At 42.2% G+C, this 26,486-nt stretch carries 24 protein-coding genes, 1 tRNA gene and 1 riboswitch; of the genes, 3 read left to right on the top strand and 22 right to left on the bottom strand.

The window, feature by feature from the left end:
• Positions 1 to 151: 151 nt before the first annotated feature.
• Positions 152 to 2,422 carry a hypothetical protein gene (locus tag MiAbW_RS03970; RefSeq protein WP_151695023.1) on the bottom strand — a complete coding sequence of 757 codons (2,271 nt, stop codon included), beginning with the start codon at positions 2,420 to 2,422 and terminating at the stop codon, positions 152 to 154.
• Complete coding sequence (locus MiAbW_RS03975; RefSeq protein WP_151695024.1) at positions 2,419 to 3,360, bottom strand: homogentisate phytyltransferase; 942 nt, start codon at positions 3,358 to 3,360, stop codon at positions 2,419 to 2,421. The genes MiAbW_RS03970 and MiAbW_RS03975 overlap by 4 nt, the downstream gene beginning before the upstream one ends.
• A 239-nt stretch (positions 3,361 to 3,599) precedes the next feature.
• Between MiAbW_RS03975 and MiAbW_RS03980 the strand changes: the two genes are divergently transcribed.
• Positions 3,600 to 3,686: transfer RNA gene (locus MiAbW_RS03980), tRNA-Ser, on the top strand.
• 103 nt (positions 3,687 to 3,789) lie between these two features.
• Here the strand turns inward: MiAbW_RS03980 and MiAbW_RS03985 are convergent.
• Entirely contained in the window at positions 3,790 to 4,452 is a 663-nt protein-coding gene (locus MiAbW_RS03985) for a class I SAM-dependent methyltransferase (RefSeq protein ID WP_151695025.1), read from the bottom strand.
• A gap of 106 nt (positions 4,453 to 4,558) precedes the next feature.
• Here MiAbW_RS03985 and MiAbW_RS03990 point away from each other — a divergent pair, with 106 nt between their 5' ends.
• Entirely contained in the window at positions 4,559 to 7,681 is a 3,123-nt protein-coding gene (locus MiAbW_RS03990; protein ID WP_151695026.1) for a hybrid sensor histidine kinase/response regulator, read from the top strand.
• A gap of 65 nt (positions 7,682 to 7,746) precedes the next feature.
• On the opposite strand, the gene MiAbW_RS03995 is transcribed toward MiAbW_RS03990, so the two are convergent.
• The 18 genes from MiAbW_RS03995 to MiAbW_RS04080 form a co-directional block, all read right to left on the bottom strand.
• On the bottom strand, positions 7,747 to 8,661 hold the full coding sequence (locus MiAbW_RS03995) for a DNA adenine methylase (protein WP_151695027.1): 915 nt from the start codon (positions 8,659 to 8,661) through the stop codon (positions 7,747 to 7,749).
• 73 nt (positions 8,662 to 8,734) lie between these two features.
• Positions 8,735 to 9,250, bottom strand: a complete 516-nt coding sequence (locus MiAbW_RS04000; protein WP_151695028.1) for an alpha/beta hydrolase — start codon at positions 9,248 to 9,250, stop codon at positions 8,735 to 8,737.
• A 167-nt stretch (positions 9,251 to 9,417) separates the two neighbouring features.
• A complete protein-coding gene (locus MiAbW_RS04005) occupies positions 9,418 to 9,807 on the bottom strand; it encodes a hypothetical protein (protein ID WP_002798313.1) in 390 nt (129 codons plus the stop codon).
• A gap of 167 nt (positions 9,808 to 9,974) precedes the next feature.
• Entirely contained in the window at positions 9,975 to 10,937 is a 963-nt protein-coding gene (locus MiAbW_RS04010; RefSeq protein ID WP_151695029.1) for an orange carotenoid-binding protein, read from the bottom strand.
• A gap of 271 nt (positions 10,938 to 11,208) precedes the next feature.
• Positions 11,209 to 11,967 (bottom strand): ABC transporter ATP-binding protein, encoded by a 759-nt coding sequence (locus MiAbW_RS04015; RefSeq protein WP_151695030.1) that lies wholly within the window; start codon positions 11,965 to 11,967, stop codon positions 11,209 to 11,211.
• 70 nt (positions 11,968 to 12,037) lie between these two features.
• Positions 12,038 to 12,853 (bottom strand): ABC transporter permease, encoded by an 816-nt coding sequence (locus MiAbW_RS04020; RefSeq protein ID WP_151695031.1) that lies wholly within the window; start codon positions 12,851 to 12,853, stop codon positions 12,038 to 12,040.
• A gap of 115 nt (positions 12,854 to 12,968) precedes the next feature.
• Positions 12,969 to 14,009 (bottom strand): ABC transporter substrate-binding protein, encoded by a 1,041-nt coding sequence (locus tag MiAbW_RS04025; protein ID WP_151695032.1) that lies wholly within the window; start codon positions 14,007 to 14,009, stop codon positions 12,969 to 12,971.
• A 71-nt stretch (positions 14,010 to 14,080) separates the two neighbouring features.
• Positions 14,081 to 14,767 (bottom strand): hydrogenase nickel incorporation protein HypB, encoded by a 687-nt coding sequence (gene hypB / locus MiAbW_RS04030; RefSeq protein ID WP_151695128.1) that lies wholly within the window; start codon positions 14,765 to 14,767, stop codon positions 14,081 to 14,083.
• A gap of 58 nt (positions 14,768 to 14,825) precedes the next feature.
• On the bottom strand, positions 14,826 to 15,182 hold the full coding sequence (gene hypA, locus MiAbW_RS04035) for a hydrogenase maturation nickel metallochaperone HypA (protein ID WP_002798306.1): 357 nt from the start codon (positions 15,180 to 15,182) through the stop codon (positions 14,826 to 14,828).
• 6 nt (positions 15,183 to 15,188) lie between these two features.
• On the bottom strand, positions 15,189 to 16,367 hold the full coding sequence (locus tag MiAbW_RS04040) for an agmatinase family protein (protein WP_151695033.1): 1,179 nt from the start codon (positions 16,365 to 16,367) through the stop codon (positions 15,189 to 15,191).
• A gap of 68 nt (positions 16,368 to 16,435) precedes the next feature.
• Positions 16,436 to 16,570: riboswitch (guanidine-I (ykkC/yxkD leader) on the bottom strand.
• Positions 16,571 to 16,887: 317 nt separating this feature from the next.
• A complete protein-coding gene (locus MiAbW_RS04045) occupies positions 16,888 to 17,853 on the bottom strand; it encodes a permease (protein WP_151695034.1) in 966 nt (321 codons plus the stop codon).
• A gap of 246 nt (positions 17,854 to 18,099) precedes the next feature.
• Positions 18,100 to 19,437, bottom strand: coding sequence for an anthranilate synthase component I (locus MiAbW_RS04050; protein ID WP_151695035.1), 1,338 nt, complete (start codon positions 19,435 to 19,437; stop codon positions 18,100 to 18,102).
• Positions 19,438 to 19,566: 129 nt separating this feature from the next.
• A complete protein-coding gene (locus MiAbW_RS04055) occupies positions 19,567 to 19,944 on the bottom strand; it encodes a hypothetical protein (RefSeq protein WP_052277861.1) in 378 nt (125 codons plus the stop codon).
• Between the two features lie 36 nt (positions 19,945 to 19,980).
• Positions 19,981 to 21,699 (bottom strand): ABC1 kinase family protein, encoded by a 1,719-nt coding sequence (locus MiAbW_RS04060; RefSeq protein WP_151695036.1) that lies wholly within the window; start codon positions 21,697 to 21,699, stop codon positions 19,981 to 19,983.
• 146 nt (positions 21,700 to 21,845) lie between these two features.
• On the bottom strand, positions 21,846 to 22,607 hold the full coding sequence (locus MiAbW_RS04065) for a HEPN domain-containing protein (RefSeq protein WP_151695037.1): 762 nt from the start codon (positions 22,605 to 22,607) through the stop codon (positions 21,846 to 21,848).
• On the bottom strand, positions 22,591 to 23,655 hold the full coding sequence (locus tag MiAbW_RS04070) for a ParA family protein (protein WP_151695038.1): 1,065 nt from the start codon (positions 23,653 to 23,655) through the stop codon (positions 22,591 to 22,593). Before MiAbW_RS04070 ends, MiAbW_RS04065 begins: the two co-directional genes overlap by 17 nt.
• A gap of 172 nt (positions 23,656 to 23,827) precedes the next feature.
• On the bottom strand, positions 23,828 to 24,553 hold the full coding sequence (locus MiAbW_RS04075; RefSeq protein WP_151695039.1) for a Uma2 family endonuclease: 726 nt from the start codon (positions 24,551 to 24,553) through the stop codon (positions 23,828 to 23,830).
• Positions 24,554 to 24,770: 217 nt separating this feature from the next.
• Positions 24,771 to 25,010 (bottom strand): hypothetical protein, encoded by a 240-nt coding sequence (locus MiAbW_RS04080; protein ID WP_151695040.1) that lies wholly within the window; start codon positions 25,008 to 25,010, stop codon positions 24,771 to 24,773.
• 8 nt (positions 25,011 to 25,018) lie between these two features.
• Between MiAbW_RS04080 and MiAbW_RS04085 the strand changes: the two genes are divergently transcribed.
• Complete coding sequence (locus MiAbW_RS04085) at positions 25,019 to 25,285, top strand: glutaredoxin family protein (RefSeq protein WP_008204472.1); 267 nt, start codon at positions 25,019 to 25,021, stop codon at positions 25,283 to 25,285.
• Between the two features lie 3 nt (positions 25,286 to 25,288).
• Here MiAbW_RS04085 and MiAbW_RS04090 read toward each other — a convergent pair whose 3' ends face one another.
• Positions 25,289 to 26,470: a serine hydrolase gene (locus tag MiAbW_RS04090; RefSeq protein ID WP_151695041.1), complete on the bottom strand. Its 1,182-nt coding sequence runs from the start codon at positions 26,468 to 26,470 to the stop codon at positions 25,289 to 25,291.
• Between the last annotated feature and the right edge of the window lie 16 nt (positions 26,471 to 26,486).

A 26,486-nucleotide genomic window follows, 5' to 3' on the forward strand; every position in this document is an offset into this window, starting at 1 on the left:
GGAAATTAAAGATGCAATTCTAGATAGTTCTAATTTTAGGGGCTATTTTAGTCAGCCGTACCAATTGTATCATAAATCATTGCTCAAATAGTCATCATCTTCATAATTATACTTGATAACTGTTAACTTTTTTGTGGTCACTTGCCAATTTTTATCGCTCTTGAAAATTCATCTTTTTTAATCTAACTGCACCGTCGATAATTGAGATTTCCTGGGAACCGATTTGCACGATCGCATCTAATCCCTTACCTATAATTGTAACTGCTGGGGGACGACTTTTCTGCACGGTCATCACCAGAAAAAACTCATCGCTACCCGTGGCTAAAATGCGCTCACCTGTATTAGTTTTCTCGACTTTTAAAGTCACGGGAGTGATAAAAGTTCCCTGCATAGTTGCCCCATTTTGAGCAATAGTAAAACTATTTTTTCCGAGAGTGACATTTCCCTGGGTATTCATCACCCAAGTTTTATTCATCAATTCCAGTTTATCGACTTTACCTAATAATTTATCCATCAAGACAAATAATCCAGGGGAACCGGATGATAGACTGTAATCGACAGCGAAAGAGCGAACCAGAGCAACTTCTGCGGGTTCACCCTGAGTGGAGCCGAAGGGTGGATTAGCTTCTTTAACCCTAATTTTATCAGTTTTTAAGGTAATTACTCCCGAACCATCGGGACTGGATTTAAAAGTCATCGGTTTTGCCTGGATCCAAGGCGGTGTTTTCGGGAAAGTAACCGTATTTTCTGAGTTCCAGTCACCTTCTGACCCCTCAAAACTCGCCCAATGTCCTCCTAATCCCCAAATTCTCACACTAGCGACATCAGGAAAAGACCATCCTCCTCTAACAGGTTGCTGTTTGAGATAGATACTAGCGACAAAATCCTCTTCATTTTGCCAGCGATTACGAAAAGCATAAAATCCCTTTTGTTGATCAACTAAAACCCGGGAAAGGTGGCGATCTGGATTTTCTGGAGTAAGATTAGATGGATAAGCGGCGAGAAGAAAAGGGGCAATATGGGTATAATGGGGGTGAAAAAGTTGTTTTTCTTGACCTTGTAGTCGCCATTTTATTGCCGGTAGCAATGATTTATCGGTAATTCCCAATCCGGCAGTTAATAAAGATACCCCTACAAACATCTGATGTCTGCCATAAGCAGGAATCAATAATTGACCATTTTTAGGGACAATTCTGGTTAAATAATGGGGTATCAATTGGGATGCCGAGGAACCAGTTACTAAGTCTAATCCGAGACTATTTCGATACCCTTGCAGAAAAGGAAAAACAGCGAGAACCATCGGTTCGGTGGTGTATAAATCTCCTTCTGTGCCAAATCCTCGATCGCCGATACCTGTGGTAAAATACCTTTCGATGTGACGTTTGGCCATTTCCACCTGTGCAGAGGGATAATAGAGGGAATCGGGCGGTAAATCTTCCTTGAGAATCGCTAAACTAGCTAAACCTGCCGCACCTCTGGCCCGCGCATTCCAGTTACTAACTGCGTTTCCATTCCATCCATTTTTGGGTAAACCACTGAGAAGTTTTTTACTTTCACTGAATAACCAGTGAGTAATTTCCTGTTGGCGCTTTTCTCCCCAAAAATCATAACAAAGATCGTAGGCGAGAGCGACTCCGGCGACAATTGGCGAGTGTTCTAAGATTCTTCTTCCTGGATGTTTACGGGTTTTTTCGATAATTTCCCAGGCGGTTTCTGCTGATTTTCTATCTTGATTTAAAATTGCTAAAAAACAATGACCTGTGGCATGATAACCCCCATTAGGCACATAACCATCGTAATAAATTTTTTCTTGTAAACTGTTGTTTAATTGGGCGATAATAGTCTGACCGATGGGAGTTTTCGCTTTTTCTCTGAGATTAGTTAATTCTGACTTGCGAAAGATTAAACGGGGATGTTCTCGCGCTTGTAGGGGTTGGTAATTAGGGACGGGATTAGGCCATAAAGGGGAAATTGTGCCATTAACTTGGCTATGTCGTCTTCTTCCCCCTAAAGTGCCTTGATAACTGCCGATAAGTTGGTCTTGGTAGGGGACAATTTCGATATTATAGATAGCTTCCCTGACTTCCGCTTGCCAAGGGTGAGTTTGAATCCTCATTTTCACCTGTAATCGCCAAGCATTGTCTAATTTAATCGTTTTTACCGTACCTTGGTGCTCCACGTCTTTATTGAATTTGGGCGCGTATCCCCACACCGATGGTTGACAAACAGCGCGATCGCATCTTAAATCTAGGGTAAGATCTTGATAAACGGGTTTATCTTGCCACAGTTTCCAAACGCCATGTTTCAGGGTTAAACGAAGGTTGCCGGTTAATAATTGCGGATTGATCGTTCCTTGGCTAGGTGCGCTTGTACCACCTAGCAAAAGTAAGGGAATTGCCGCTAAAAAAGGAGATATTTTCATAGTAAACAAGCTAGGGGAAATATCAGGTATTCTAGAAAGAATAATTTCCAAATAAATTGGTAAAATCGGCTTATTTCGCTTTTATCTTCTAAATTTACTCCGCGACTACGCCACCAAAGAAGAAGAAGTAGGAGCAGATGGGCGACAATGGCCAGAGGAGAATTAATTCCCGTTATCCCCAAGAGACCGACGGCAATCATGCCCCCATAACATAGCGAAATTGTCAAGAGGGAAATTATTAAGATTTTTCCTGGGCCGAGCAGCAGGGTAAAAGTGGTAATTTGGTAAATGCGATCGCCTTCTAGGTCAGGAACATCCTTGAAAATAGCGATCGCAACGGTGAAAACGAGAACAAAAGCTGTTAAAACCCAGACTGAGGGATAGATAGACTGATTTTGATTAATAACTGTGTTGTAGTGGCGAAAAAGACCTAAATTAACGATGACACCCCGGACGGTAAAAATACAGAAGGCTGCCCAGAGGGGAAAGCGTTTTAAACGCACTGGTGGCAAGGAATAGGCAGTACCGATGAGTAAACTAATTCCTACGGTGATTACCAGCCAAAAACCACCGATAAAAGCCAGTATAATTGCTAAAATACCAGTAAAACCCACGATTAACCATCCTGTCAACCGAGAAAATTCCCCCTTGGCGAGGGGAAGCTGGGGTTTATTGATTTTATCGATGTCGATGTCTTCCAACTGATTTAAACCGACGATATAGATATTACCCGCGAGACAAGCGACCCAAGTGAGCAATAAAACCGACCAATGGCTAAAAAAATCGCTAATATTGCCCAAAGCAATTAAATAAAGACTTAAAACACTCAAAGAAGTGCCGATAATCGTATGGGGACGGGAAAATTTCCAGAGACTCCCTAACCAGTGGAGAAAGTTAGTCTGGGGATGGTTAACTGGAAGAAAAGGAGCTTGATTCATCAGACCTCCGGTAAAAATCAAAAATTGTTATGGTTGCTGAGGAGTCGGTCGTCAGTAGTCAGGAGAATCAATAATGAATAATAATCGATTAAATGGTCTATTTAGATATTTTATGCCACTTAATCCTTATTTTTGACGTTTTTAAACCCTCAAAAATCCATTATGCAAGAGGTCTATCAAAAAAAATCAATCCTAGGACAAGTAATCTGTTAAAATGATAATCCAGACTCAAACCCTGTGGAGAGGTGGCAGAGTGGTTGAATGCGGCAGACTCGAAATCTGCTTTAGGGTCACACCTAACGTGGGTTCAAATCCCACCCTCTCCGTTGAACTGATAATTTATTACTGTCGTTAAGGAGCTTAAGGGATGTAGTGTTGTCCTAGGTGGTTTCCGCAAGAGCAAAAGCTTTTCTACTCTCCCCAACTTCTTCACTTTTTCATGGCCAGGGTCAAACCATCACCAATAGGAATAATACTGATATTCACCCGTTCATCCTGCTGAATTTTGGCATTAAGGGAACGAATAATTTTGGTGCGATTATCAGTGCTATCGGCCGCCGCTACCCGTCCCGACCAAAAGACATTATCGATAGCGATAATTCCGCCGCTTCTGACCAATTGTAAAGCCCGTTCGTAGTAGCAATCATAATTACTTTTATCGGCATCGATAAAGACGAAATCAAAACTATTACTTTCTCCTGCGGCGATTAATTGCTCTAAAGTCTCCAGGGCTGGGGCAATTCTTAAATCGATTTTATCAGCGACACTGGCCCGCTGCCAATAACGGCGGGCTATACTGGTATATTCTTCGCTCAGATCACAGGCGATCAGCTTGCCTTGTGGGGGTAAAGCTAGGGCTACCACTAGCGCACTATAACCAGTAAAAACCCCTATTTCTAGGGTTTTTTTCGCTCCGATCGCCTGTACCAAAAAAGCCATAAATTGACCTTGTTCGGGAGCAATCTGCATGACCGCCAGGGGTTGAGAGGCAGTTTCTTGACGTAATTGAGCCAAAATCGGGGGTTCTCGCAGACAGATAGATTGATAATAGGAATAAAATTGTCGATCGAGTCCAAGAGTTTGATTAGCCATAAAAAAATTGCTAGTGGATGAAGTTATCGGGTAGAATTGTGGGTACCCTGAAGCTAAAGAGAGCGTATTGGTTGACCAAAAAGGAAGACTTGGCAGGAAGCAAATCATGATGAAACCCGATCCGGATCATCTCTTTAACGAGGATCTCGAACAGTTGTTAGAGAGTTTAGAAGACAAAGACAGCCACGGTGAGCAGGCCATAGACGAACTCAGCTTTTTATTTGAACAGAGTTGCTCTCCGGCGGCCAGGTCTGGGACTTCTCTTGGCCAACCCCTGTCTTCCTTGCCCTCCGAACAGGAATTACAGGAACTTTTTGGCGATAGCATCAATTGGGAAGAGGTTCCCACTAATGATCTTTATTCTACCCGTGGGCTGGTGCCCAAGTCAGAACCAGAAGAGGGGGATGATCTCGAATTTCCACGGCTAGAAAATGCAGCGCTCTGGGACTCAGAAGCAATTATAACCATCAGCAACCCCAATTTTTACGACAGCCTCGAAGACTTAGAAGCTTTTCTGGAAAAACCCACTGCACCAGCGCAATCGCCACTGTCAGACATCTTTAAATCCCTAGAGTCCCTTCTCTCGGAATCCACGGCAGTGAACCAGGTGGGCGCGGCGGAACCTCTCCAACGGTTGGAATCTCTGGAAATTGCCCCAGAAAGCCACCTAGAGGATAAATTCAAAGATTTAGAAAAACTCATCGAAGAAGCCAATCAGGTGATGGGAGGAGCAACTCTGGCCTCGAGTTTCAGTCCATCGGTAGGGTTAAATAACCTGCGTCCTCTTGTCAGTAAAGCTTTTGAACAATTGATCGTGCGAGTACCGCTCAAACAATTGGACAACCTCAGCAATCTGATCGGGGAAGTGGTGGTTAAACGCAATCGCCTTGAAGAGGAACAGGAGCGCCTGCGTCTCTTTTTAGATAATTTGCTTAACCAAGTCCAAAATCTCAGTGATGTGGGCAGTCGGATGCAGGATCTCTATGAAAGAACCCTCCTAGAAGGGGCTTTACTGGCTAGTCGCAATTCCGGCGGTGGCATCGGTTATGGTAGAGTTAAGGGAGAAAACCAGGGCGATTCGGCTATGACCAGCGAACTAGATGCCCTAGAGATCGACCGTTTTACCGATTTCCATTTATTATCCCAAGAGACGATCGAGTTGATCGTGCGAGTGCGAGAATCGGCCTCTGATATTCAATTTGTCGTCGATGAAACCGATCAGGTGACGCGCACTCTGCGACAGGTTACCACCCAACTACAGGAAGGGATGACCAAATCGCGCATGGGTCCCTTTAGTGAAACTGCCGATCGCCTGCCCCGGGCAATTCGCGATATTTCCCTGAAACTGAATAAACAAGCCAAATTAAAAGTGGAAGGAGGTGATGTTCTCATCGATAAGATGATCCTTGAACATCTCAATAGTCCGATGACCCATCTGGTCAACAATGCAATCACCCACGGCATTGAATCACCCCAAGAACGCATGGCCAAAGGGAAACCCGTCCTCGGTACGATCTGGGTCAGGGCATTCCTACAGGGAAATCAAACCCTGATCACCGTTAGTGATGATGGGGCCGGTATTGATGCCGATCGGGTTAAACGCAAGGCGATCAAAAAAGGTCTGATCAGCGAGCAGGAAGCTCAACACCTCAGTCCCCAAGAAGTCTATGAACTCCTCTTTCACCCCGGTTTTAGTACCAAAGATCAGGCCGATGATTTTGCTGGTCGTGGGGTGGGTTTAGATGTGGTGCGCACCAGTTTAATCGATGTGCGGGGAACGGTAACTATTGACTCGGTACTGGGTAAAGGAACCACTTTTACGATCCGTTTACCCCTAACCCTAAGTATCTGTAAAGCCCTCTGTTGTGTTAGTAATCATGCGCGCATTGGTTTCTCCATGGACGGAGTGGAAGATATTATCAGGGATATCCAGGCCCGTGATATCCAAATGGATCGGGATGGACGTCGCTGCGTTTTCTGGCAAAATACTTTACTACCTTTCCAACCCCTGAGCGAGTTGCTTTCCTATAATCGGCAAGTCAGTCGCCGTAGTTTTTACACCGACAAACAGGAGGAAGACTCTTTTGCAATCCTGATCCTGCGAAGTGGCAATAATCTCTTAGGGATACAGGTGGATCAAGTGATCGGTGAACTGGAAATCGTCATCAAACAGATCGAAGGACCGATTCCGAAAACGCCTGGGATTGCTGGGGCGACGGTTTTAGGCGATGGGACGGTGATGCCTATAGGCGATGTGTTAGAGTTAATCGACATTGCCCAGGGTCGTCTGCGTACCGATAACGGCAGTCCTTGGCGCCAACCTGCACCCCCCGTAGAGGTGGAAACTAACCAAAAATCGGAGACTATGGTGCTGATTGTCGATGATTCAATTACTGTTCGGCAATTGCTCTCTTTAAGCTTTAGTAAAGCCGGTTATCGTGTGGAACAGGCCCGGGATGGTCAAGAAGCTTGGGAAAAATTACGCGGCGGTTTGCCCTGTGATATCATTTTCTGCGATATCGAGATGCCGCGCATGAATGGCCTAGAATTACTGGCAAATTTGCAAAAAGACCCCCGATTGGCGGCGATTCCTGTGGCTTGCTTGACTTCCAGGGGATCGGAACGTCATCGCAAGATGGCGGCGGAATTAGGAGCTAGTGGTTATTTTATCAAGCCCTGCCCAGACAGAGATTTACTCTCGGCAGCTAAAAAAATGATTGCGGGGGAAGTGTTACTAGCTGATAGTATTAAAACCGCTCTTAATCAGCCTTTATCCTCTGATACAACGATTATTGACGTTAATACTGCTAATTTTTCGCCACAATCGACTCCTCTAGTCTTGATTGTCGATGATTCGGTCATGGTGCGAGAAATGTTAACGATTTCTTTTGTTAAAGCTGGTTATCGCATTGAACAGGCCCGGGACGGTTTAGAAGCATGGGAAAAATTACAGGCCGGATTAGCTTGTGATCTGATTCTCTGCGATATCGAAATGCCGCGTATGAATGGGTTAGAATTGCTCTCTCGTCTGCAAGAGGATGAGCAACTTCAGAAGATACCAGTGGCGATGGTTACCTCGCGAGGGGCGCAAAAAATGCAGAATCTCGCCGCTGCTAAAGGGGCAAAAGGTTATTTTGTCAAGCCCTATGTTGAGGATGTTTTACTGTCGGCAGCCCAACGTTTGATCGCTGGTGAGGTATTAATCCGAAAAGAAAGTCTTGTAGATTAAGTTCAGTGGGACTTAAGTTTTATCTAGGAGGATTTCTACTAATTTTCTGTTAAGCTTGATTTCTGTCAATTATTGATCAGTAATTCCCAGATTTCTCCCCTATTATTGCCCTGGGAATTAATATTTCTTCGGGCTTTTACCCTTTGAATATTATAATCTTTATATAAATCATCAAAAAAATTGTTGTCAGAGTCAAAGTTTTTAACGTCGGAATTGCTTAAAATAAATTTATAACCAGCCTGATCCACTCGATCAATAAATTGTTTTAATCGTATTTGCTCCTCATCGTTAAAATCTTCTTTAGTATAAGAGGTAAAAGCTGATGTTTTTTTAATCGGTTTATAGGGAGGATCAAAATAAAATAAAGTCTTGTTATTGGCATAATTTAGGGTTTGGACAAAATCCCCTTGTAGGATCGTCACTTTCTGTAAATGATGGTTGACAGCTAATAAGTTTTCTTCATTGCAGATCAATGGTTTGACATATTTTCCAAAAGGGACATTAAAAAGTCCTTTGCTATTGACTCTATAAAGTCCATTAAAACAAGTTTTATTGAGAAATAATAACAAAACTGTTTTTTCTATATCGTCATCGCAGCTGCGAGAATTAAATTCTATTCTTTTATCCAAAAAAAACTTTTGTTGTTCCTCTAGATTTTTAAGTTCATAAAAATCCTGCTGAATTTTTTTTAGCTTGACTATTAATTCTTTGACATTATTTTTAATAACATTATAAGCCATGATTAAATCAGGATTGATGTCATTAATAATAACTTTTTGGACAGGAGAAAAATTATTTAAGACTGAGAATAAAACCGCCCCACCTCCGACAAAAGGTTCAATGTAGTTAAACTGACAATCTTGAGAAATCTGGGAGTTAATCAAAGATAGAATATTGGGAACAAGTTGAGTTTTGCCTCCCGCCCACTTTAGAAAAGGTTTGGCACTAACTGTTTTCCTTTCAGACAAAGAAGTGGTCATTATTCCTAGCAGATTATCCTAATTTATTCAATTTACAGCGCAATTCAAGAAAACCTGAAAGGCGGATTTGGGATCAGAAAGGTAAACGGGGCATTTTTTTCAATACTGACTCAATTTGGTTGATTAAATCCAGCAGACGATTGCCATCCACATGAACCTCGCTGGTGGGATAATTAGCGAGGACTTCGATGATTTGAATCTCATTATCATTAAGTGCAGAAGTGACTAAGGAACCCCGTAAAGCTTGCCGACTAGCGGCTCGATTGGGGGTATGGACAATTTCAGTCGCATAATCTAGCAAACTTTCGCCAAAAAAACTATTAAGAAATTTGGAAAGAAAGACGGCATCCACCGCTACCCGACGATTAAGGATTTTGCGGAATTCTTCGGGTTTTTGGTTAGCCATCTTTAATTGTGAGGCTAAAGCGGGGGCTAATTCGCCTGTTTCGCTCAATTGCTTTAATTCTGATACCGATACGGACCCTTGGAAGATGTAGTATTTGATGATAGCTGATTCGGCGGCTGACAAAGACTGACAAACACCGAGAAAGATAGATATTCCTAGGGGAAGTAAAAGATTTTTGAACATAAACCAAAGGTACAAAACAAGCGAAAAGCGATCGGGATGATTGACTCATTCTAGCGGAATTGGTTGCCGCTTAGGAAAAACTTAAGACGGTGTTGATTATCTAGAGATGAATTTTTTAGTCACCCAACTAGGAGCAGAAAGCTGATAGCTTAATGCTAATCATTAATTTACATTCGCGAGAGGGCAGCGATTTTTGCTAGTTTATCTTTTTCCAAACCGTTGAGATCCTCTAGCTTTAACCATCCTTCCTTTAATAGTTGAGCAAAGACAAAAATTAGGGAAGTATAGCGATAGTCATATTTACCATCAATCTGATGTCGTCGGGCGCTTAGATAATCGTGCATTTGCCAGATATCATCTAAAACCGTGATCTGACCAGACTGTTCTTTAATATGTTCTATTAAAGTGCTAGTTTCTCGCTGATAGGCTTTTTGGAAAGCAGTTTGAGCAATTTCTTGTTCGGTATCTGACCAAATTATTTCACTCATAGGCATGATTTTAGTTTTAGGGATGATAATTTTGGGTTTTTGAACTACCATGACTCTCTTCGCCGACACCTGTTAAGAATGATTGTTTAGTTATTCTTACCTAGATCAGAGAAGAAACCAGTGTATTTACCAATTTTTTTAAGTCAGCCTTTTAATTGTAGAAAAAAAAGAGTTCACTTGACAAGGAACTCTAATAATTTTCATCAGAATTTTTAATGATTTCTCTCAGTAGCTATTTAGCCACGGGCAAAGTTTAATAATTCTTTCGGAGAAGCTAATAAATCGATCGCTACGAAGAAAATTTTATTATCAGGAGTTAGGAGGAAGCGCCATGCCATATTCATACCCACACCTGCACCAAACCAAGGAGTTTGCACTTTTCCCGTCACTTTAATCTGAGTAAAACCGTCATCGGCGGGTTCTACCACACCGCGTTCGGGGATTAATTTCAAATTTTGGCATTCTTCCCGGAAAAAGCGATATACTGCTTCTTTACCGACGATGGGACGTTGGAAAGGTGGTTGCAGAGCGCCGTCAGGGGTGAATAACTCAATTAATACATCAAAGTCGTTAGCGTTGAGGTTGTCCATGTAGTTGAGGACTGTGGCATTGGTAACGCCTTCAATGCTAACTTTGGTCCGTTCGGCAATATTTTGGGGAGGAACCACGGGTTCGGAAATACGGCTATAATCGCCCAGTTTCTTGGGATCGTAGCCCATATCCACCACACAATTCCGCAGAACAGTGATTTGTTGTCCCGACTCTAATTTTTTAATCCCGTCTAAAACGGCGCTGGCATTAGCAGATAGTTCATAACCCTTGGGAATTGGGGCAACACTGCCATCTTCCATCCATTGTCCTAATTGATACCAGAATCCCAGTTTGATGTTAGCAGACCAAGTGCTGTAGGTGCGACAAACCGGGGTGTCAGCATGGTTAGCTAAGTCGCACATCACCTGCGACTGTTGCAAAGGTGACATCTGCCGAATTTCATTCATGGTTTTTTCGGCAAATACCATACTAGCGGCACCGGGGGCGGCAACGGTGATGGTTTTGCCCATTTCTAGGTAGGCAAACCAAATCAAGGCTAGTTGATCTTCGGTATTCAGCTGATTGAAACGCGCAATCGTGGCGGGAACCACATCCGCTGATAGCGTGTTGGGGAAAATGCTCCGCGCTGATTCGATCGTAAACGGCATAGATTCACCTTGAAGTAAAGTTTTGTATCAATTTACTGACATTCTATCATATTGGCGACCCAAGGCAGCACTGATGGAGAAACTTTCCCAAAAAAAGCTGTAGTTTAGATCACACTTACCTGGGATTATCACAAAATCTTAATGGTTGAACAACTGTTCTATCACTTATCTAGGGTTGGCAGCAGCAGCGATCGCTCGCTGTTGGATGATGATTTTTGCCGATCTAACTCGTTTTCAATCCGTGACTACTCTTGATGCTCCCTAGTTTTTTCTAGAATTTATCACCTCGTAGTAGGTCATAAATTTCATCCGTATAGTCATAAAACTGAGATTGTCGTTTAATTTTATAATTACGATTTACGGGTAAATTAATTGTTAATTCTCGTTGTATAGTCCCTGGTCTAGCACTCAAAACATAAATACGTTGAGCTAAAAAAACCGCTTCATCCACATCATGAGTAATCATTAAAATACTACACCTAATTTTTTGCCAAATTTCAATTAAATATTCGTGCATTCTTTCTTTGGTTTGTACATCTAAAGCCGCAAAAGGTTCGTCCATTAATAAAACCTTGGGATGACAAGCAAGAGATCGGGCGATCGCTACCCGTTGTTTCATCCCACCCGATAGTTCTCTAGGGTAAGCATTAGCGAATTGAGTTAAACCCACAATATCCAGATAATAACAGGCCACTTCCCAGCATTCTTTTGTCGATAATCCCTGTAGTTTTAAGCCAAATTCAACATTTTTTTGGATCGTCATCCAGGGATAGAGTGTATAATTTTGAAAAACCATGCCGCGATCGGCTCCCGGCCCTGTCACTTCAACACCATCAACGGTAATTTTGCCAGAAGTGGGCAGTTCTAAACCCGCAATCATTCGCAACAAAGTCGATTTTCCCGAACCAGAGGCCCCGACCGCACAGACAAATTCAGCACTGTCAACGTGTAAATTAATATCTTTCAGAGCGACCACAGCACCTCGTTTGGTGGTGAAAATTTTATTGAGTTGAGTAATTTCTAAGTGCATTAAGGTTCTTCTCTTATCATTAAAATAACTTTACTGGTGACATAATAAACTCTGTGCTTGAGTTTTTAGGTTAACGAGTAATTGACCATTTACAAGTCCACTGCAAAAACAAACGAAAACTTAAATCTAGAGCAAAGCCAATAATTCCCAGTACAATTAAACAGGCAAAAATTTCATCGGTTCTCAGAAATTTCTGAGCCAATAAAATGCGTTTGCCTAATCCATTATCGGCCGCCACCAATTCTGCTACAACTACTAAATTCCATGCAGCCGCCATATTAACGCGAAAAGTATCGATAATATTAGGAATAATATAGGGAGTAATCACTTTAAATAAAACCTGTTTTCTAGTTCCTCCAAGAGTATAAGTTACTTCGATTAATTCCCGGGGAATGAACTTAACTGCATCCATAATCATCAGAGTATTAAAGAAAATGGTTCCGATAAAAATGAGCATAATCTTTGACGTTTCTCCAATCCCCAAATAAATAACCAATAGGGGAATAAAAGCAGGAGCGGGCATATAACGGACAACGCCAATGATCGGTTCCATTAAACTACGAATACTCGGAAAAGTTCCCATTAAAATACCCAGAGGAATAGCGAACAATCCTCCCAAAAAAAAGCCGCCAACTACTCGTAAAAAACTGGTAATAGTATCTTGAATTAAAAAGCCTTGTTCCGCCAATTTTCCTAAGGCCTGAATAACGGCTAAAGGAGAGGGCAAAAATACGGATTCAATGCCCGCAAAACTAGAGATTATTAACCATAAAATCAGCGGTACAATAATAGAGGAAACCATTAAAGTCCATTTTAGGGATTCGGGAATATCCTCGGTAATCCGCCAAAAATTGCTTTTAGGAAGCGTTTTAGGTGTTGTGGTCATGGGATTTTCAAAAGAAAAGAATAATTTTGATAGCCAATATCACCCAGTTATCAAAAAATTCTTGAATTCAACTTATCTCCCTAATCAATCCTGTAGATAATGATCGACAGACTAATTAGGATTTTTTGTCTTGATTTGCCAAGTAATTGACAAATTGGGCATCGAAAATGGTTGTTAGATCGGGGACTTTTTTAATAAAGCCAACTCCCATCATAAAATCGGCCATTTTTTGAGCGGCAAAGGGCATATTTTTCATGGTTTTCCCCGGACTAAACGCTTCTAGGTTTTCATCTAGGGTGAAAAACTTCGTTCCCTCTTTATATAGGGCTAATTCTTCTGGGCTAATGCCGGCACGCTTGGCCATAATCTCATCGGCTTTTTGGGGATTTTTAGCCATAAACTCCCGAACATCAAACCAGGTTTTGACAAGAGCCTGAACCTGTTCTGGCTTTTCTTTGATTAATTTGGCACTGACAACTAATAAATCAGGGATAGCACCTGGAAAAGCTTTAGAACTAATTAATTCTTTAGAACCTTTTCGTTTAAGAGCGGTTGACCAAAAGGGGGGAAAAGCAGCAACTGCATCCACTTTTCCCGATGCAAAAGCGGCGGCTGCCGCCCCTGTTTCCATCGGGACAATTTGCACATCTTTACGGCTCATTCCCTCTTTTTCTAGGGCTAAACTGAGGAGAAAATCACCGACAACACCTTCTTCAACAGCAACTTTTTTGCCTTTTAAATCTTGAATCGTTTTAATCTCTTCTGTGACAATAACTTTGTCATTTCCTGACGAGTTATCATTAACTAAAATAGCAACTTGACCATTGACTGCATCTCCTGCAAAGGCGATGGTATCGTTGAGAGTTTGACTATTTCCATCTAATTGTCCAGCAGCTAAAGCTTGCAAGGATTCAAGATAACCATCAAACCATTTCATTTGAACATTAGCCCCATTTTTAGCAAATAATCCCTCTTCTTCAGCGATCGCCCAGGGCCACCAACCGGCCCAGTTACTATAACCAATGACAATGGGGGCAGTATTACTCAGAGAATTACTTGCATTGGGGGTTTGCTGAGGAGCTTGATTACAACTAATGGTCAGGAGTAAGCTACTAAAAAAAACGAGAGGTAAGGAGAAAAAATTTCGCCGTTTCATAGGTAATAGCCTTTAGATGTGATAGATAGTAAAACAGAAATAAATCTAAAAAAATGTTACTGATTAACAATTCAAGTCAAGAACCTCGGCCTATTGACTTGGCTTTTTAGCCAATTGAACCATTCTTCTAAACCTTCTCCTGTTTGAGCAGAAAGAGCAATAATGGTCACATCGGGATTCATAGAGCGAACATTTGCTTCTAAACGTTGTAAATCAATCTCTAAATAAGGAGCCAGATCTAATTTGGTAATAATCAGACAATCAGCTTCTTGAAACATAATTGGATATTTGAGGGGTTTATCTTCTCCTTCAGTAATACTTAATAGAGCAACTTTTGCGTGTTCCCCTACCTCAAATTCGGCGGGACAAACTAAATTTCCCACATTTTCTACCAACAATAAATCAAACTCTTTGGGGTTGTAATCTTCTTGGAAACGATGAATTCCTCCAGCTACCATTTTGGAATCTAAGTGACAGGATCGACCTGTATTAATGGCAATCACGGGAACTCCATATTGTCTCAGACGCTCTGCATCTAGTTCTGTTGTCATATCACCTTCAATAACAGCCATTTTTAATTGATTTTTTAAGGCTGCGAGGGTTTTTTCCAATAACACAGTTTTACCCGCACCAGGACTACTCATCAAGTTTAAACAGGTAATGCCCCACTCGTCAAAATGTTCCCGGTTGTGATCGGCTCCTGTTTGATTGGCATGAAGTAGATTAATTTCTAGGGCTGCGTCAAAAGTTTGGTGCATTTTAGTTGAGAATGAATAATTGATCATCGAACTTTTATAAGCGATCACCAAACTTTGTTTAAGAAACTAAAGAATATTCAATGTGGTCAATTTTTAACTCTCGACCTGAACGAATATCCTCCATCGGTGATCGGCAAGTTGGGCAGGAATATTGCTGGCCAATTTGGGGTTGATAATCCTTTTGGCAGCAATGACAATAAGCAATTAGGGGAATATTTTTAATTGCTAATTCCACACCAGCAAGAAAAGTATTGGCAGTTTGAACTTCAAAGGCAAATTGTAAACTGACCGGTTCGACACAGGTAAATTCACCAACCATGAGATGAATTTTTTCAATTTTGAGCTTTTCAGGTTGGCTATCATACCAATCTCGAACTGTCATAATTAACGCCTTAGTCATATCAGTTTCGTGCATAGGAAATTACTGCCAAGGTTCATCAACCTCCATATTGGCATCAGAATGAATATAATAGGGCTTTTCTTTACGGGGTAATTGACCTGAAATAACCAGATGGGCCATGGCATCACAAATAACACGGGTAGCCATTAAAGAGGTCATATCACTAATATCGTAGGGAGGGGAAACTTCCACCACTTCCATGCCACAAATGGGAGCTTTTTGGATAATTTTGCCTAATAAAGCTAAGGCTTCACGGGGTAATAAACCGCCCGGTTCCGGCCAACCTGTACCGGGGACAAAACCGGCATCAATGCAATCAATATCGAAACTAATCCAAACGCAATCCGTACCATCTAAAGCTCGTTCTAAGGCAAATTCGGCGGCAGCATCAATGCCTCGTTCTACAATGTCGGTGACGGTCAAAATATTAGTTGCCCGCTCGCGGCAAACTTTCACACCTTGACGGGGAACTTGCCAACCACCAATCCCTAATTGGACGAGATTTTTGGCAGGAGCATTTTTCATATTGGTGGCATGAAACCAGGGGCAAGTGTGCATCCGTTCATCTAAATCTGTTTCCTGGGTATCCACATGGCGATCAAAGTGAATAATACCGACTTTTTTATCCCCTAAATGCCGACAAATACCGCGCACTGTCGGAAACCCAATAGAATGATCACCCCCTAAAATAATCGGCAAGGCACCGGAACTAAAGACATGGGCAACCCCCTTAGAGATTTGATCAAAGGACTTTTCATTATTAGCAGGAATGGTGAAAATATCCCCCAAATCACAGAGAGTAATTTGTTCGCGCAAATCTACCCCTAATTCAAAATTGTAGGGCGTATAAAGAGCCGAAATCCGCCGAATTCCCTGGGGACCAAAACGAGTTCCGGGTCGGTAAGTTGTCCCCGAATCATGGGGAACACCCACGATCGCCACGTCATAATTGCCCACATTCCGCACATCTTCCAAATAGGGGGCCTTCATAAAGGTGTTAATTCCCGCATAGTGGGGTAACTCACCCCTGGAAAAGGTGGGAATACTGCGATCGCGAATACTATCGGCCGCCTCTAAACCGTAGGTTAACCCCTGGTAAACTTCCTGTTGCCAACCGGTTAGGGGCAAATGGCGTTCTTTTTCTAGGGCCTGTTCAGCTTCGGTTAAATGCGGGGGTTGAAAAGTAGATTCCTCGGACATCATTTCACCTCAAAATACAATAACCCGGGAGTCTTCAACGACACTGCCTTAAAACAGTTATCCTTAAAGTCTCCCGGGCTTTTATCCCGCCGTGTAGCCAGCTTAGACGGAAAATTTTTTGATCCGATCATTATAAGACTAGCTTGCTCCTCTCGGACCTGACATTTAAGGACGCTTAAATCGGAACCCTAGAAGCAATTTCTTTGACCTTAGACGATCTCAATCCAAAAAACAGTATTATAGACTACAAAAAAGGAATCTTTTCCGCTTTAGATAACTTCAATAAAAAGCGACGGATGTGATATTATAGGGACTTTTGGATATATTATCAGAAGATTATTCCAGGTCAACCTTATGGAGAATTATAGGAGTATATTCTGGCAACTCCGACAAGCAGAATCAAGATAGAGTTTAAATGCTTGGGAAAATAGGGTTCGCAGGCGCACGGATTTCCCATTATGAATATAATATCATGTCAAGGGGCTTTTGTCAAGAGAAAATTTTTCTGACCCAGAGAAATTCAACCTAGATAAAAACTGAGGATCAGAGCCACTAAAAAAGTCATTAACAGGCATAAAATTCCGAAATAAAGGACGATTTTAGCACGGAAAGCTGATAGGAGGAGGATAAAAGCTTTAATATCAATGAGGGAAGCGACCAGTAAAAAAGCTAGAGTGGAACCCACGGACAGATTAGTAATTAAGGAACCGGGAACAAAAGTGCTAAGACTAGCATTAACAGCGAGGGTGACACCAAAGAACAACTGCACAAGAATTTGAGTAGCGGCAGTACTCCCCCAGGCAATTAATTGACTCTGAGGTAATAATAGCTGAAAGATACTAGCGATCGCACAGCCAATCATTAATAATCCCCCTAATTCCAGCGCTTCATCGATAAAGTTATCGAGAAATAACTGCACAGAAATTGGCCAAGCTTGCCTATCTCTAGTTTTATACTCATAAACAAGACTACCGACTCTTTGTAGGGGTTGACTGGCTGCTTCCTCCGGTAAAAAACTACCGGAAAGAACTAAACTCGATTCTAGGGGAATTTCGCTATCGGTGCGGGGTTTTTCCCGATAGAAACTAAAGAGAGTGCCGATAACAATTGCCATTAACCAGACTGAAAGCGATCGATAGAAGAAAATACTAGAATAGGTGAAAGTCTGCCAAGTTAGCCAAAGAGTGACGATATTTAGGGTCGGTGCAGCAGTGAGAAAGCTAAACACCACCCCCGAAGGTACTCCCTCCAATAAAAATCTTCTAGCGACGGGAATCGTGCCGTATTGTCCGACGGGTAAGATTAATCCGATGGCACTGCCAACGATCGCTCCTAAGACTCGATTGCGGGGAAATATCGCCGCTAATCGCTGTTTATTGACGAAAACCAGCAAAAAACTGGAAACGGCTGCCCCCAAAAGTAAAAAGGGAAGCGAGGTCAAGACTAAACTAAGAAAAAAAGTAACAGCGATAGAAATTTGATTCATGAATAGGGTTCCAGATCGGAAGCTATCCTACAAAATAGCAGATTAAGTAAAAAGTAAAAAGATCGGTTTTAGATGCAACAATAGGTTAGTTTGTGGAAATCAAAGGCTCTTCTGGTTTCTGTGTGGAAACGAGGTCTATACTGATAGTTTATTTAACAAAATAGTCCTAAAAGTGTTTCCCAGTAAACATTTTATGATTTCATAAGCAAAAATTATCACACAAAGTCGAGAAGAGCCAATCAAAAATTAAAAAGAACGTAAAGCGATTAATTGTGCCTCAGCTTTATGAAGAGATTCTAACCATTCTTTTTCGGGATCGCTATCGGCAACTATTCCCGCTCCCACTTGTCCCCAAACGGTGTTTAAATTCCCTTGAGCAGTCATTAATAGGGTACGGATGAGAATATTCAAATCTAAATGACCCCGTAGGTCAATATAGCCACAGGAACCATAGAATAAATTGCGTCGCATCGGTTCCAATTCTTCGATAATTTCTAGACAACGAACTTTCGGACAACCGGTAATTGTTCCCCCGGGGAAAAGAGCTTTAATTAAATCAATAGCATGATACTTTTTATCTAATTTTCCTTGAACATTACTGACCAAGTGCATAACATGACTATAACGCTCGATCGTCAGTAATTCATCCACATCCACCGATCCCCATTCACAAACTCTACCCAGATCATTACGTTCTAGATCCACTAGCATAATATGCTCGGCCCGCTCTTTTTTATTAGTTAATAGTTCCTCGGACAATTGTCGATCGAGTGCCTCGGTTTTACCCCGGGGACGGGTTCCAGCGATCGGTCTAGTGCTGGCTATTCCTTTTTCTAATTTTACCAATCTTTCGGGAGAACAACTAATCATTTCGCCCCAAGGGGTGCGCCAATAACTAGCAAAAGGAGAAGGGTTAATCTGTTGTAAACTGCGATAAATTTGCCATCCTTTTGCCCTAGTTGTGCTTTGAAATCTTAGGGATAAATTTGCTTGAAAAATATCACCTTTTCTGATATAATCTAAGGCTTTTTTAACAGCTTTTTCGTAGTCGAGTTGAGAAGTATAAAAGATTAAGGGAGATGGATGGGGATCGATAAACTCAAAATCGGGGTTAGTGGTTAAAGATTGTTCGTATTTATCTAAATCTTCGGGTTTAGTGGCAGCTAACCAGAGAATTTGTGCTTGGTGATCGAGAAGGGCAAAACTATCCGGTTCATACCAATAAGCGACGGGAAAAGGGAGAGTATCAGCTTTCCTGTCGGGTAATTTTTCTATTTCCCAAGCTAAATCGTAGCCTAACCACCCCAACCAACCGCCATGGAAGGGAAGATGATCGGGAAGCACATCAGATCGGGTTTGGGGGAGTAAACTGCTTAAAAAGGGCAAAATCTCCCCTAGTGCGGGAGTCCAAAGCTGACGCGGGGAACCAGCACAAAGAGAGTAACGGGAAAGGGAATTACCCGGATAGGGACTTTCTAGTAAAGTAGCGATCGCATCTTGGCAGAATAAGCAGGCAAAAACCTCGGAACCGGTGCGCTGATGCAGGGGGAGCGATCGCCAATGCCATGCTAAAGGTTTTTGCATCTAAAATTGCGGGCCAAAATAGCTGGGAAATTGGGTATAACTAGGGTTTTGGTGTTAGTTGTGGGGGAGTTGATCTTTCCTATCTGCTAACACCTATTATCTTAGTCTTAATTGTTTGCTGCCTCCTAATTATCCCCGATAATCGAGGTCAATTTCTTTAGAACCGCCGCGCTGTAATTGGCCTAATAATTCCCCTAACTGACTCCAAACCAAACCACCGATAAAGATAGTCATCGGGAGAGAGATAGCGTAGGCAACCCAACCATTGAGAATAAATATATCTAATCCCGAGGCCAGGAAAAGACAGATTCCTACACAAATACCAATAAAAGGAATTTGTAAGGCACTGGATTTTAAAAGATTTTGATCGTCTGAACCCTTATTTTTATACCAATTGTTAACCACTTGCTTGAGACTAGCTTCAAAAGCAGCCCCGCAGGTAATACCAATAAATAAACCGGCAAAAACTAGAAAATAGGGCGGTTGGGGCAGAAAATAATAATCCATAGAAAAAGTGATTAACCGATGATGACCTTAAACACTTTAACGCGAACTGGTTTCTCGCGGAAGGACAGCGGCCACACCTTGGCTGGATAATTCCCGAAAAGCACTCATGGCCACATCCAAGAGTCGCCGCGGTTGCAATTCTCCTTGAATTAAACCCCAGAGACGTTGCACTTCGGCAGTATGGAGACGGTCATCTTCCGTCAAAGCTAATAGCAATTGACGACGCAGATAACGACCTTCTTCCGAGAGAAGAAAAGTGATGCCTAATTGCGCTGTGGGCAGTAAATCGAAGTTACTTTCCGATCGAGCCATTGTAATCATGTTTTCTAAGCGTTGCCACTGGAATTTACCGTCTTTGAACAGTACATCCAATAAACGCCGGCGCAGTTGCGGCGATTCCCCGGTCAGGAGACGTTTAGCGACGTAGGGATAGGCCACTTGGACGATTTTGAAGTTAGGATCGAGGGTGAGGGCTGCCCCTTCTTGGGTGACGAGGGAACGAATAATCAGGGCGAATTTGGCGGGAATCCGGAAGGGATACTCGTACATCAATTCGGAGAAATCATCGGTAATGGTGCGGAAATTGAAGTCACCGACTCTTTGACCGATGGCATTGCCTAAAACTCGTTCTAGGGCGGGAATAATTGGTTTTATATCGGTTTCTGGGGTTAAAAATCCCAGTTTGACAAAGTTGCTGGCTAGGTTTTCGTAGTCTTTGTTAATTAAATCGACGACGCAACTAGCGAGGGTTTCTTTAGTTTCCTCCTCTAACTGATCCATCATGCCAAAATCGATATAGGCCATGCGACCATCAAAGGTGGCGAAAAGATTACCCGGATGGGGATCAGCGTGGAAAAAGCCGTGTTCAAGGAGTTGCTGTAATCCAGAGGTTACGCCGATTTTAACGATATTATTGGGGTCTAATCCTAAAGCTTTGATGTTCTCGGTATCGGTGAGTTTATAGCCATCAATCCATTCCAGGGTGAGGACGCGGCGACCACTATAACGCCAGTAGATACTGGGAACTTTAACTTCGGGGTTATTTTGGAAGTTGGTGGCGAATTTTTCAGCGTTGCGACCTTCGTTTTGATAGTCGATTTCCTCAAAGAGTTTGGTGCCGAATTCATCGACAATCAGGGTAAGGTCGTGGCCGAGATTGAGGGGTAATAAACGACCGAATTTTTGGGCAGCCCAGCGCATTAGGTATAAATCGAGGCTTAAAAGCGCCCGCAGCCCAGGCCGTTGCACTTTAACGGCTACTTCTTCACCGGTGGGTAGAATAGCTTTGTAAACCTGGCCTAAACTAGCGGCAGCCACAGGGGTGGGGGATATTTCTCGATAGGCTTTTTCTACGGACATTCCCAATTCTGTCTCGATAATGGCAAAAGCGATGTCGTTATCGAAGGGGGGAAGTTGGTCTTGCAGTTTAACTAATTCGTCTAAAAAGTCTTTGCGAACGAGGTCGGGACGGGTAGAGAGAGCTTGACCGACTTTGATGAAGGTGGGACCAAAACGGGTGAGAATTTGCCTAAGTTCGCTGGCACGCCTGTATTTATTGGCTTCTTCTTGCTTTGTCCATTTGTCCCAGAGGAGACTGAGCAGAAATAATCCTAAAGACCAAATAATCACGAAAGCGCGACCAAACAATTGCCAAGGTTTGTAACGGTATTGTTGAGCGATCGCTTCTGCACTGTAAGGAGTGAACTGTGTTTCTTCTCGTTTCCGGTCAGTTTGACTGTCTTGATTCCGACTCACAAGCTAATCTCTATATATCTTACGCCACTTGATATTGTAGCTAAGTTCCTGACATCAGTATACAAAACTACACATTATTTAATAATTGTTATAATTCCCTGAGAAATCATAAGTATTTATGGCTGAACTGCCGGAGAAATTCTCGGCTAGTGGATGTCCTCAAGTACCTGATGGATATTTTCAACAAGCTGTTCTATAAAGTTAACGGCATCATTAACCATATTTTCATCGATATTCCAGCGACTGCCAATGCCATAACTCGGGTCTATATCAGCTTCATGGGCGATTTTGTTCCTTCGCTCAACAATTGCGCTAAGTTGGTTTTTAATATCTTTAGCTGGTTTATTTAGTTGGCCCGCCACTTCTTCCCACAATTTCTTGGCTGAAATTAGTCTAATGGCATCCGCTATCTTGTTCGGTTGTTGATAGCTTTCATAGCTGAGTTTTTCTCTAATTTCAGCTTCTAGCCAATGATTACTATTAAGTTTGTTGGTGAGGAGATTTTCAATCATTGGTAGTACCTCGGAAATTGAGCGAAATTCTTGACCAAAAAAAAAACCGTAGTTTTGTTGAATTTCGTTCTCTAACCAAGAGCCAATACTAATAGCTATCAATCGTTCTTGTCGTGCGCCATCCAAGGAGACTTTAAAACGAGAAAAGGCAGATTGAGAACTGTTAGGAGTGGGAGAAGGTTCTGAACGTTGGCCTCGATAAATTTCTAGCATTCCTAGAGTAACCACTTCGTGAATATAATAATCTAAAGCACTCACAGTCAGGACTAAAGCCGCTCTGAGGATATCCGATACATCTAGGGCGGGAGTAGTCTGAGATTTGAGGGAATTGTGGATAGCGATCAAGTCACGAACGCGGGCAATACTAAGGCGAAATTGTTCAATTGCTAACTGCATAAATCTCGGAGGTAAGACCGATAACTTTGTCTGCTAAGTCAGAAAAAATATCTTTAAATTTTTGTTGTTTTTCTTGGGCTTGATCTAACACTGTACCTTGCCATCCTAATTGTTCAGCAGTTAGCGCAAAAACGGGCGTTTGATGCTCTTGAGATAAGGCAATAAGACTATTAAAATTAGGAATTTTTACTAAAGTACAGCAGTCTGGTACACCATTCTTATCGTAGATAAATTTCGGTAGCATCATGCCATTTTTTTCTAAAGCTGGAATCATTTTATAGCCGATATTTTCCTCGATTGTGTTAATCCAGTTTTGAAAAGCTTTTGTTTCTTGACCACCTCTGATTCGATAGTTCTGAACAATAGTTCCCAAAAAATTTAGGTTAACTTCGGGAAAGGGATAGTTGGCTGTTTTGAGAATTGGTAAAGCACTAGCTGCCTTCGCCCATTGGTGCCACTTAGGCAAGATTTTAGCTAAAGAATCGATAGCCATAACCGAGAAAAAATCTGGCGTTGTTGGCACAATAAAAAAGTTACTGGTCATCAGTATATTTTGATTGATTGACCCCAAACTGGGACTCATATCGATTAAAATATAGTCAGCTTCAAATCTTTCGGCAGTTTTGTCTAATAAATATGTAATCGCACCGGGGAGATTTTTTAAAGCCTGAATTGACCCACTAAGTTCTTGAGCAATACCTAGGGTAACTTCATATTCAGCTAACCCCACATGACCGGGCAATAGAAATAAACGATCACGACCATCAATAGGAATACAGTCCACAGCTTCAATTAATCTCGGTTGAGACTCAAAAGCAGGTGCTAAAGCTGTTTTAATATTAGAGTAAGTATTGTAGATGGCTTGTAGTCTTTCCTCCCTATCTTCACTTTCTTTAGCCAAAGCCATACCAGTTAAGTTACATTGGGGATCGGTATCGACAATAATTACTCTTTTGCCCTTCTCAGCAAGCATCCAACCAAGGTTAAAAGTGGTTGTAGTTTTGCTGACTCCACCTTTATGATTAAAAAAAGCTATTTTTTGCACCATGGCATTAATTATATTTGAAGATTGTTGCCCTTGGTCATTTTTATAACATCAGTGTGGAGATTTTGCCATGATTTCTAGGCTAGAATCAGAGTTTCGGATTCCTCATCTTAATGCCTAGCAATTAAGGAAAAATTGCGCCGTGGTTTCCACCCTAACACCCCCAACCAGATATTTAAGCAATTTCATCGGGATTAATGCCCAATTCTCGCAGCTTTTGGGCTAATTTTTCCGCCCGTTGTTGTTCTCTTTCTTTGGCTAATCTTTCCTGTTCTTTGGCTAATCTTTCCCGTTCTTTGGCTAATCTTTCCTGTTGGGCCGACTCTTGAGGGGTGGGAACCAATTCACCCGATTCGGTGAAATAGCGCAATTTATTGGCAAAAATCCCTAAATATAATCCTAGTTGCTTACTCCATAAATAACCCTTTTCATTAGGGGTAATCGGTTGGTATTGTCCCTCGATTAAAGTGAATCCTTGCCATTCTAAGGTATTAGGATCAAACCAAAAATACTCAAGAGTCCGGAAAGTATGCTGATATAGTTCCTTTTTGGCTTTTCTGTCCACATTAGCAGTGGAATCGGAGAGAATTTCGATGATTACATTGGGATATTTACCCCCTTCTCCCCAGACGACCCAACTTTTTCTGGGACGTTTCTCTGTATCTAAAACCACGAAAAAATCTGGTCCACAAAAATCTCGCTGTTTCAGTTGTCTTTCGTTATAATAAATGGTCAAATTGCCCGAGGCATAGTAATCGTTTCTATCTTGCCAGAACCAATCAAGACAAGATAATAATAAAATAATTTGTTGTAAATGCAGATCACTTTCCACGGGTGGTTCATCACTCCATAAATCGGTGGGAGGACAGACAATATCGGTAGCAATATCTAGGGTTGTCATCGTTTATAAACCCATTGAGTCAATTTGGGGTGATTCTAGCAACAAGCCACAATCAATACAATTATATTATAAGTCTGATCATTTTGCTTGTGTATAGGGTGTGCTGAAAAAGTTTGTTGGTGGGGTTAGGCTTCGGCCGTGAGCTCACGCCGAGGTCCGAACGGAGTCAGTTGGGGAAGTCAGAATACCATCACCTCAATCCCCTTGGTTGAAGGACTTATAAAAACCAGAAGAAAGCAACTAAAATAACAGTGAGAGTTGCGGCAAAAATGATAGCGTATTCAATTTTTTGATTGATAATACCAATAACAATGACTAGGGTAATTGCCAGAAGAAACACACCGATATAGACTAGATATTGAGTACCTGAATTAACTAAATTATTATTTAAAGTCGGTGTGGGTGAGGGAGTTTGTATAATTGTTGATGAGAGACTAATCGTGGGGGTAATGAACATAAATATTTATGACTACCATAGAACTAATTTTATACAGTAAACCGGACTGTCATCTTTGCGAAGGGTTGCTAGAGAAACTAGAAAAAATCCGTCAACCGGACTGGCAATTAGAAATTAGGGACATTACCAGTCGAGAGGATTGGTTTAACGCTTATCAGTACGAAATCCCCGTCCTCTGTCAAAAACTAGCCACGGGGGAAAAAATCCTCCCTCGTCTTTCCCCCCGGGCAAATGCCGAACAATTGGCCCGTCTTTTAGCCAATAATTTAACCTAGGGGCTAATTACCTGGACTAGGAATAACGACCGGACTCGGAGAGGGAGAAGACTGGGGGACTGGTTGCGGTTTGGCTGCCGGTTGAGTTTGATACCATTTAAAGTGTTGGTAGGCCGTGCGCGATATTTGTTGAATCAGAGTCCTAGCGTTACTATCATTGTGGGGACGTTTCACCATCACTGCCCCTAGATAGCGTTTCCCGTTGGGCATATCAATAATTCCGGCATCCCCTAACATCGAGCCAATATCACCGGTTTTATGGGCAATATCGGCGGCTTTCTCGATACCTTGCGGCAGCAGGGTGCGAGTGCGCGTTTCCTGCATAATATTCAATAGACGATCGCGGGAACGTAAACTGAGTAATTCCCCTTGATTAACTTTTCCTAAGATTGTCACCAAATCTCTCGGACTTGTGGTATTGGTTCCTTCCAAGTCAGGTAAAGCGTTATTAATTACAGTACTGGTCAAACCCCAAGCTTGAAAACGCTGATTAAGAGCCTCTTTGCCGCCCATGCGCTTGATTAACATATTAGTAGCGGTATTATCGCTAATTACGTTCATTTTAGTGGCGGTTTCTAGGGCAGTATAGGTTTTATTCACTCCTAGATACTGCATATCCCCGGATCCACTGGCCATGACATCCTTAGTGGCCACAAGGGTTTCATCGAGACGAATTTTCCCCGCGTCCACATCCTCAAAAAAGGCCACCAGAATCGGGATTTTAATCGTACTAGCGGCGGCAAAAATAGTATCTCCGCGAAAATTAGCGTAAGCACCGTTATCGAGGTCAATAAATAAAGCTCCCGCCTGTAATTTCGGATATTTGACCGCTAAAGCCTGTAATTTCTGGTTGAGGCTGCTGAGATTTTCGTTTAAGACTAAGGTGGTCGGTTTTGGGGTGACGGGTTTGGGAGTCGGGGAATTAGTAGCGGTGGGTTTTGGTTGTAGGGGTAATTTGCTCGGATCCACCACCGTTAAAACCGTACCAGCGATCGCACCTAAACCGACACCAAGGATAGAGAAGCGAAGAACCTGAAGGAGAAAAGAAGCGATTAGGTTAGGTTTACGTTGTTTTTTCGACTTTTTAACTGGTACAGGCCTTTTTTTATTGTTTGAGTCCATGTCACTAGGGGAACCAGGGACAGATAGGACTTTAGTGGGACGACGAGTTACTTGACGAGTCACGGTTTTCCTCAAGGGT

The organism is Microcystis aeruginosa NIES-4325 (assembly GCF_008974145.1).
In the GTDB taxonomy this organism is placed as follows: Bacteria; Cyanobacteriota; Cyanobacteriia; order Cyanobacteriales; family Microcystaceae; genus Microcystis; species Microcystis aeruginosa_G.

Bases quoted from the DNA above. Each gene is read 5' to 3' on its own strand.
- MiAbW_RS03970 (WP_151695023.1), bottom strand. From the start codon at position 2,422: ATGAAAATATCTCCTTTTTTAGCGGCAATTCCCTTACTTTTGCTAGGT.
- MiAbW_RS03975 (WP_151695024.1), bottom strand. From the start codon at position 3,360: ATGAATCAAGCTCCTTTTCTTCCAGTTAACCATCCCCAGACTAACTTT.
- MiAbW_RS03985 (WP_151695025.1), bottom strand. From the start codon at position 4,452: ATGGCTAATCAAACTCTTGGACTCGATCGACAATTTTATTCCTATTAT.
- MiAbW_RS03990 (WP_151695026.1), top strand. From the start codon at position 4,559: ATGATGAAACCCGATCCGGATCATCTCTTTAACGAGGATCTCGAACAG.
- MiAbW_RS03995 (WP_151695027.1), bottom strand. From the start codon at position 8,661: ATGACCACTTCTTTGTCTGAAAGGAAAACAGTTAGTGCCAAACCTTTT.
- MiAbW_RS04000 (WP_151695028.1), bottom strand. From the start codon at position 9,250: ATGTTCAAAAATCTTTTACTTCCCCTAGGAATATCTATCTTTCTCGGT.
- MiAbW_RS04010 (WP_151695029.1), bottom strand. From the start codon at position 10,937: ATGCCGTTTACGATCGAATCAGCGCGGAGCATTTTCCCCAACACGCTA.
- MiAbW_RS04015 (WP_151695030.1), bottom strand. From the start codon at position 11,967: ATGCACTTAGAAATTACTCAACTCAATAAAATTTTCACCACCAAACGA.
- MiAbW_RS04020 (WP_151695031.1), bottom strand. From the start codon at position 12,853: ATGACCACAACACCTAAAACGCTTCCTAAAAGCAATTTTTGGCGGATT.
- MiAbW_RS04025 (WP_151695032.1), bottom strand. From the start codon at position 14,009: ATGAAACGGCGAAATTTTTTCTCCTTACCTCTCGTTTTTTTTAGTAGC.
- hypB (WP_151695128.1), bottom strand. From the start codon at position 14,767: ATGCACCAAACTTTTGACGCAGCCCTAGAAATTAATCTACTTCATGCC.
- hypA (WP_002798306.1), bottom strand. From the start codon at position 15,182: ATGCACGAAACTGATATGACTAAGGCGTTAATTATGACAGTTCGAGAT.
- MiAbW_RS04040 (WP_151695033.1), bottom strand. From the start codon at position 16,367: ATGTCCGAGGAATCTACTTTTCAACCCCCGCATTTAACCGAAGCTGAA.
- MiAbW_RS04045 (WP_151695034.1), bottom strand. From the start codon at position 17,853: ATGAATCAAATTTCTATCGCTGTTACTTTTTTTCTTAGTTTAGTCTTG.
- MiAbW_RS04050 (WP_151695035.1), bottom strand. From the start codon at position 19,437: ATGCAAAAACCTTTAGCATGGCATTGGCGATCGCTCCCCCTGCATCAG.
- MiAbW_RS04055 (WP_052277861.1), bottom strand. From the start codon at position 19,944: ATGGATTATTATTTTCTGCCCCAACCGCCCTATTTTCTAGTTTTTGCC.
- MiAbW_RS04065 (WP_151695037.1), bottom strand. From the start codon at position 22,607: ATGCAGTTAGCAATTGAACAATTTCGCCTTAGTATTGCCCGCGTTCGT.
- MiAbW_RS04070 (WP_151695038.1), bottom strand. From the start codon at position 23,655: ATGGTGCAAAAAATAGCTTTTTTTAATCATAAAGGTGGAGTCAGCAAA.
- MiAbW_RS04075 (WP_151695039.1), bottom strand. From the start codon at position 24,553: ATGACAACCCTAGATATTGCTACCGATATTGTCTGTCCTCCCACCGAT.
- MiAbW_RS04080 (WP_151695040.1), bottom strand. From the start codon at position 25,010: ATGTTCATTACCCCCACGATTAGTCTCTCATCAACAATTATACAAACT.
- MiAbW_RS04085 (WP_008204472.1), top strand. From the start codon at position 25,019: ATGACTACCATAGAACTAATTTTATACAGTAAACCGGACTGTCATCTT.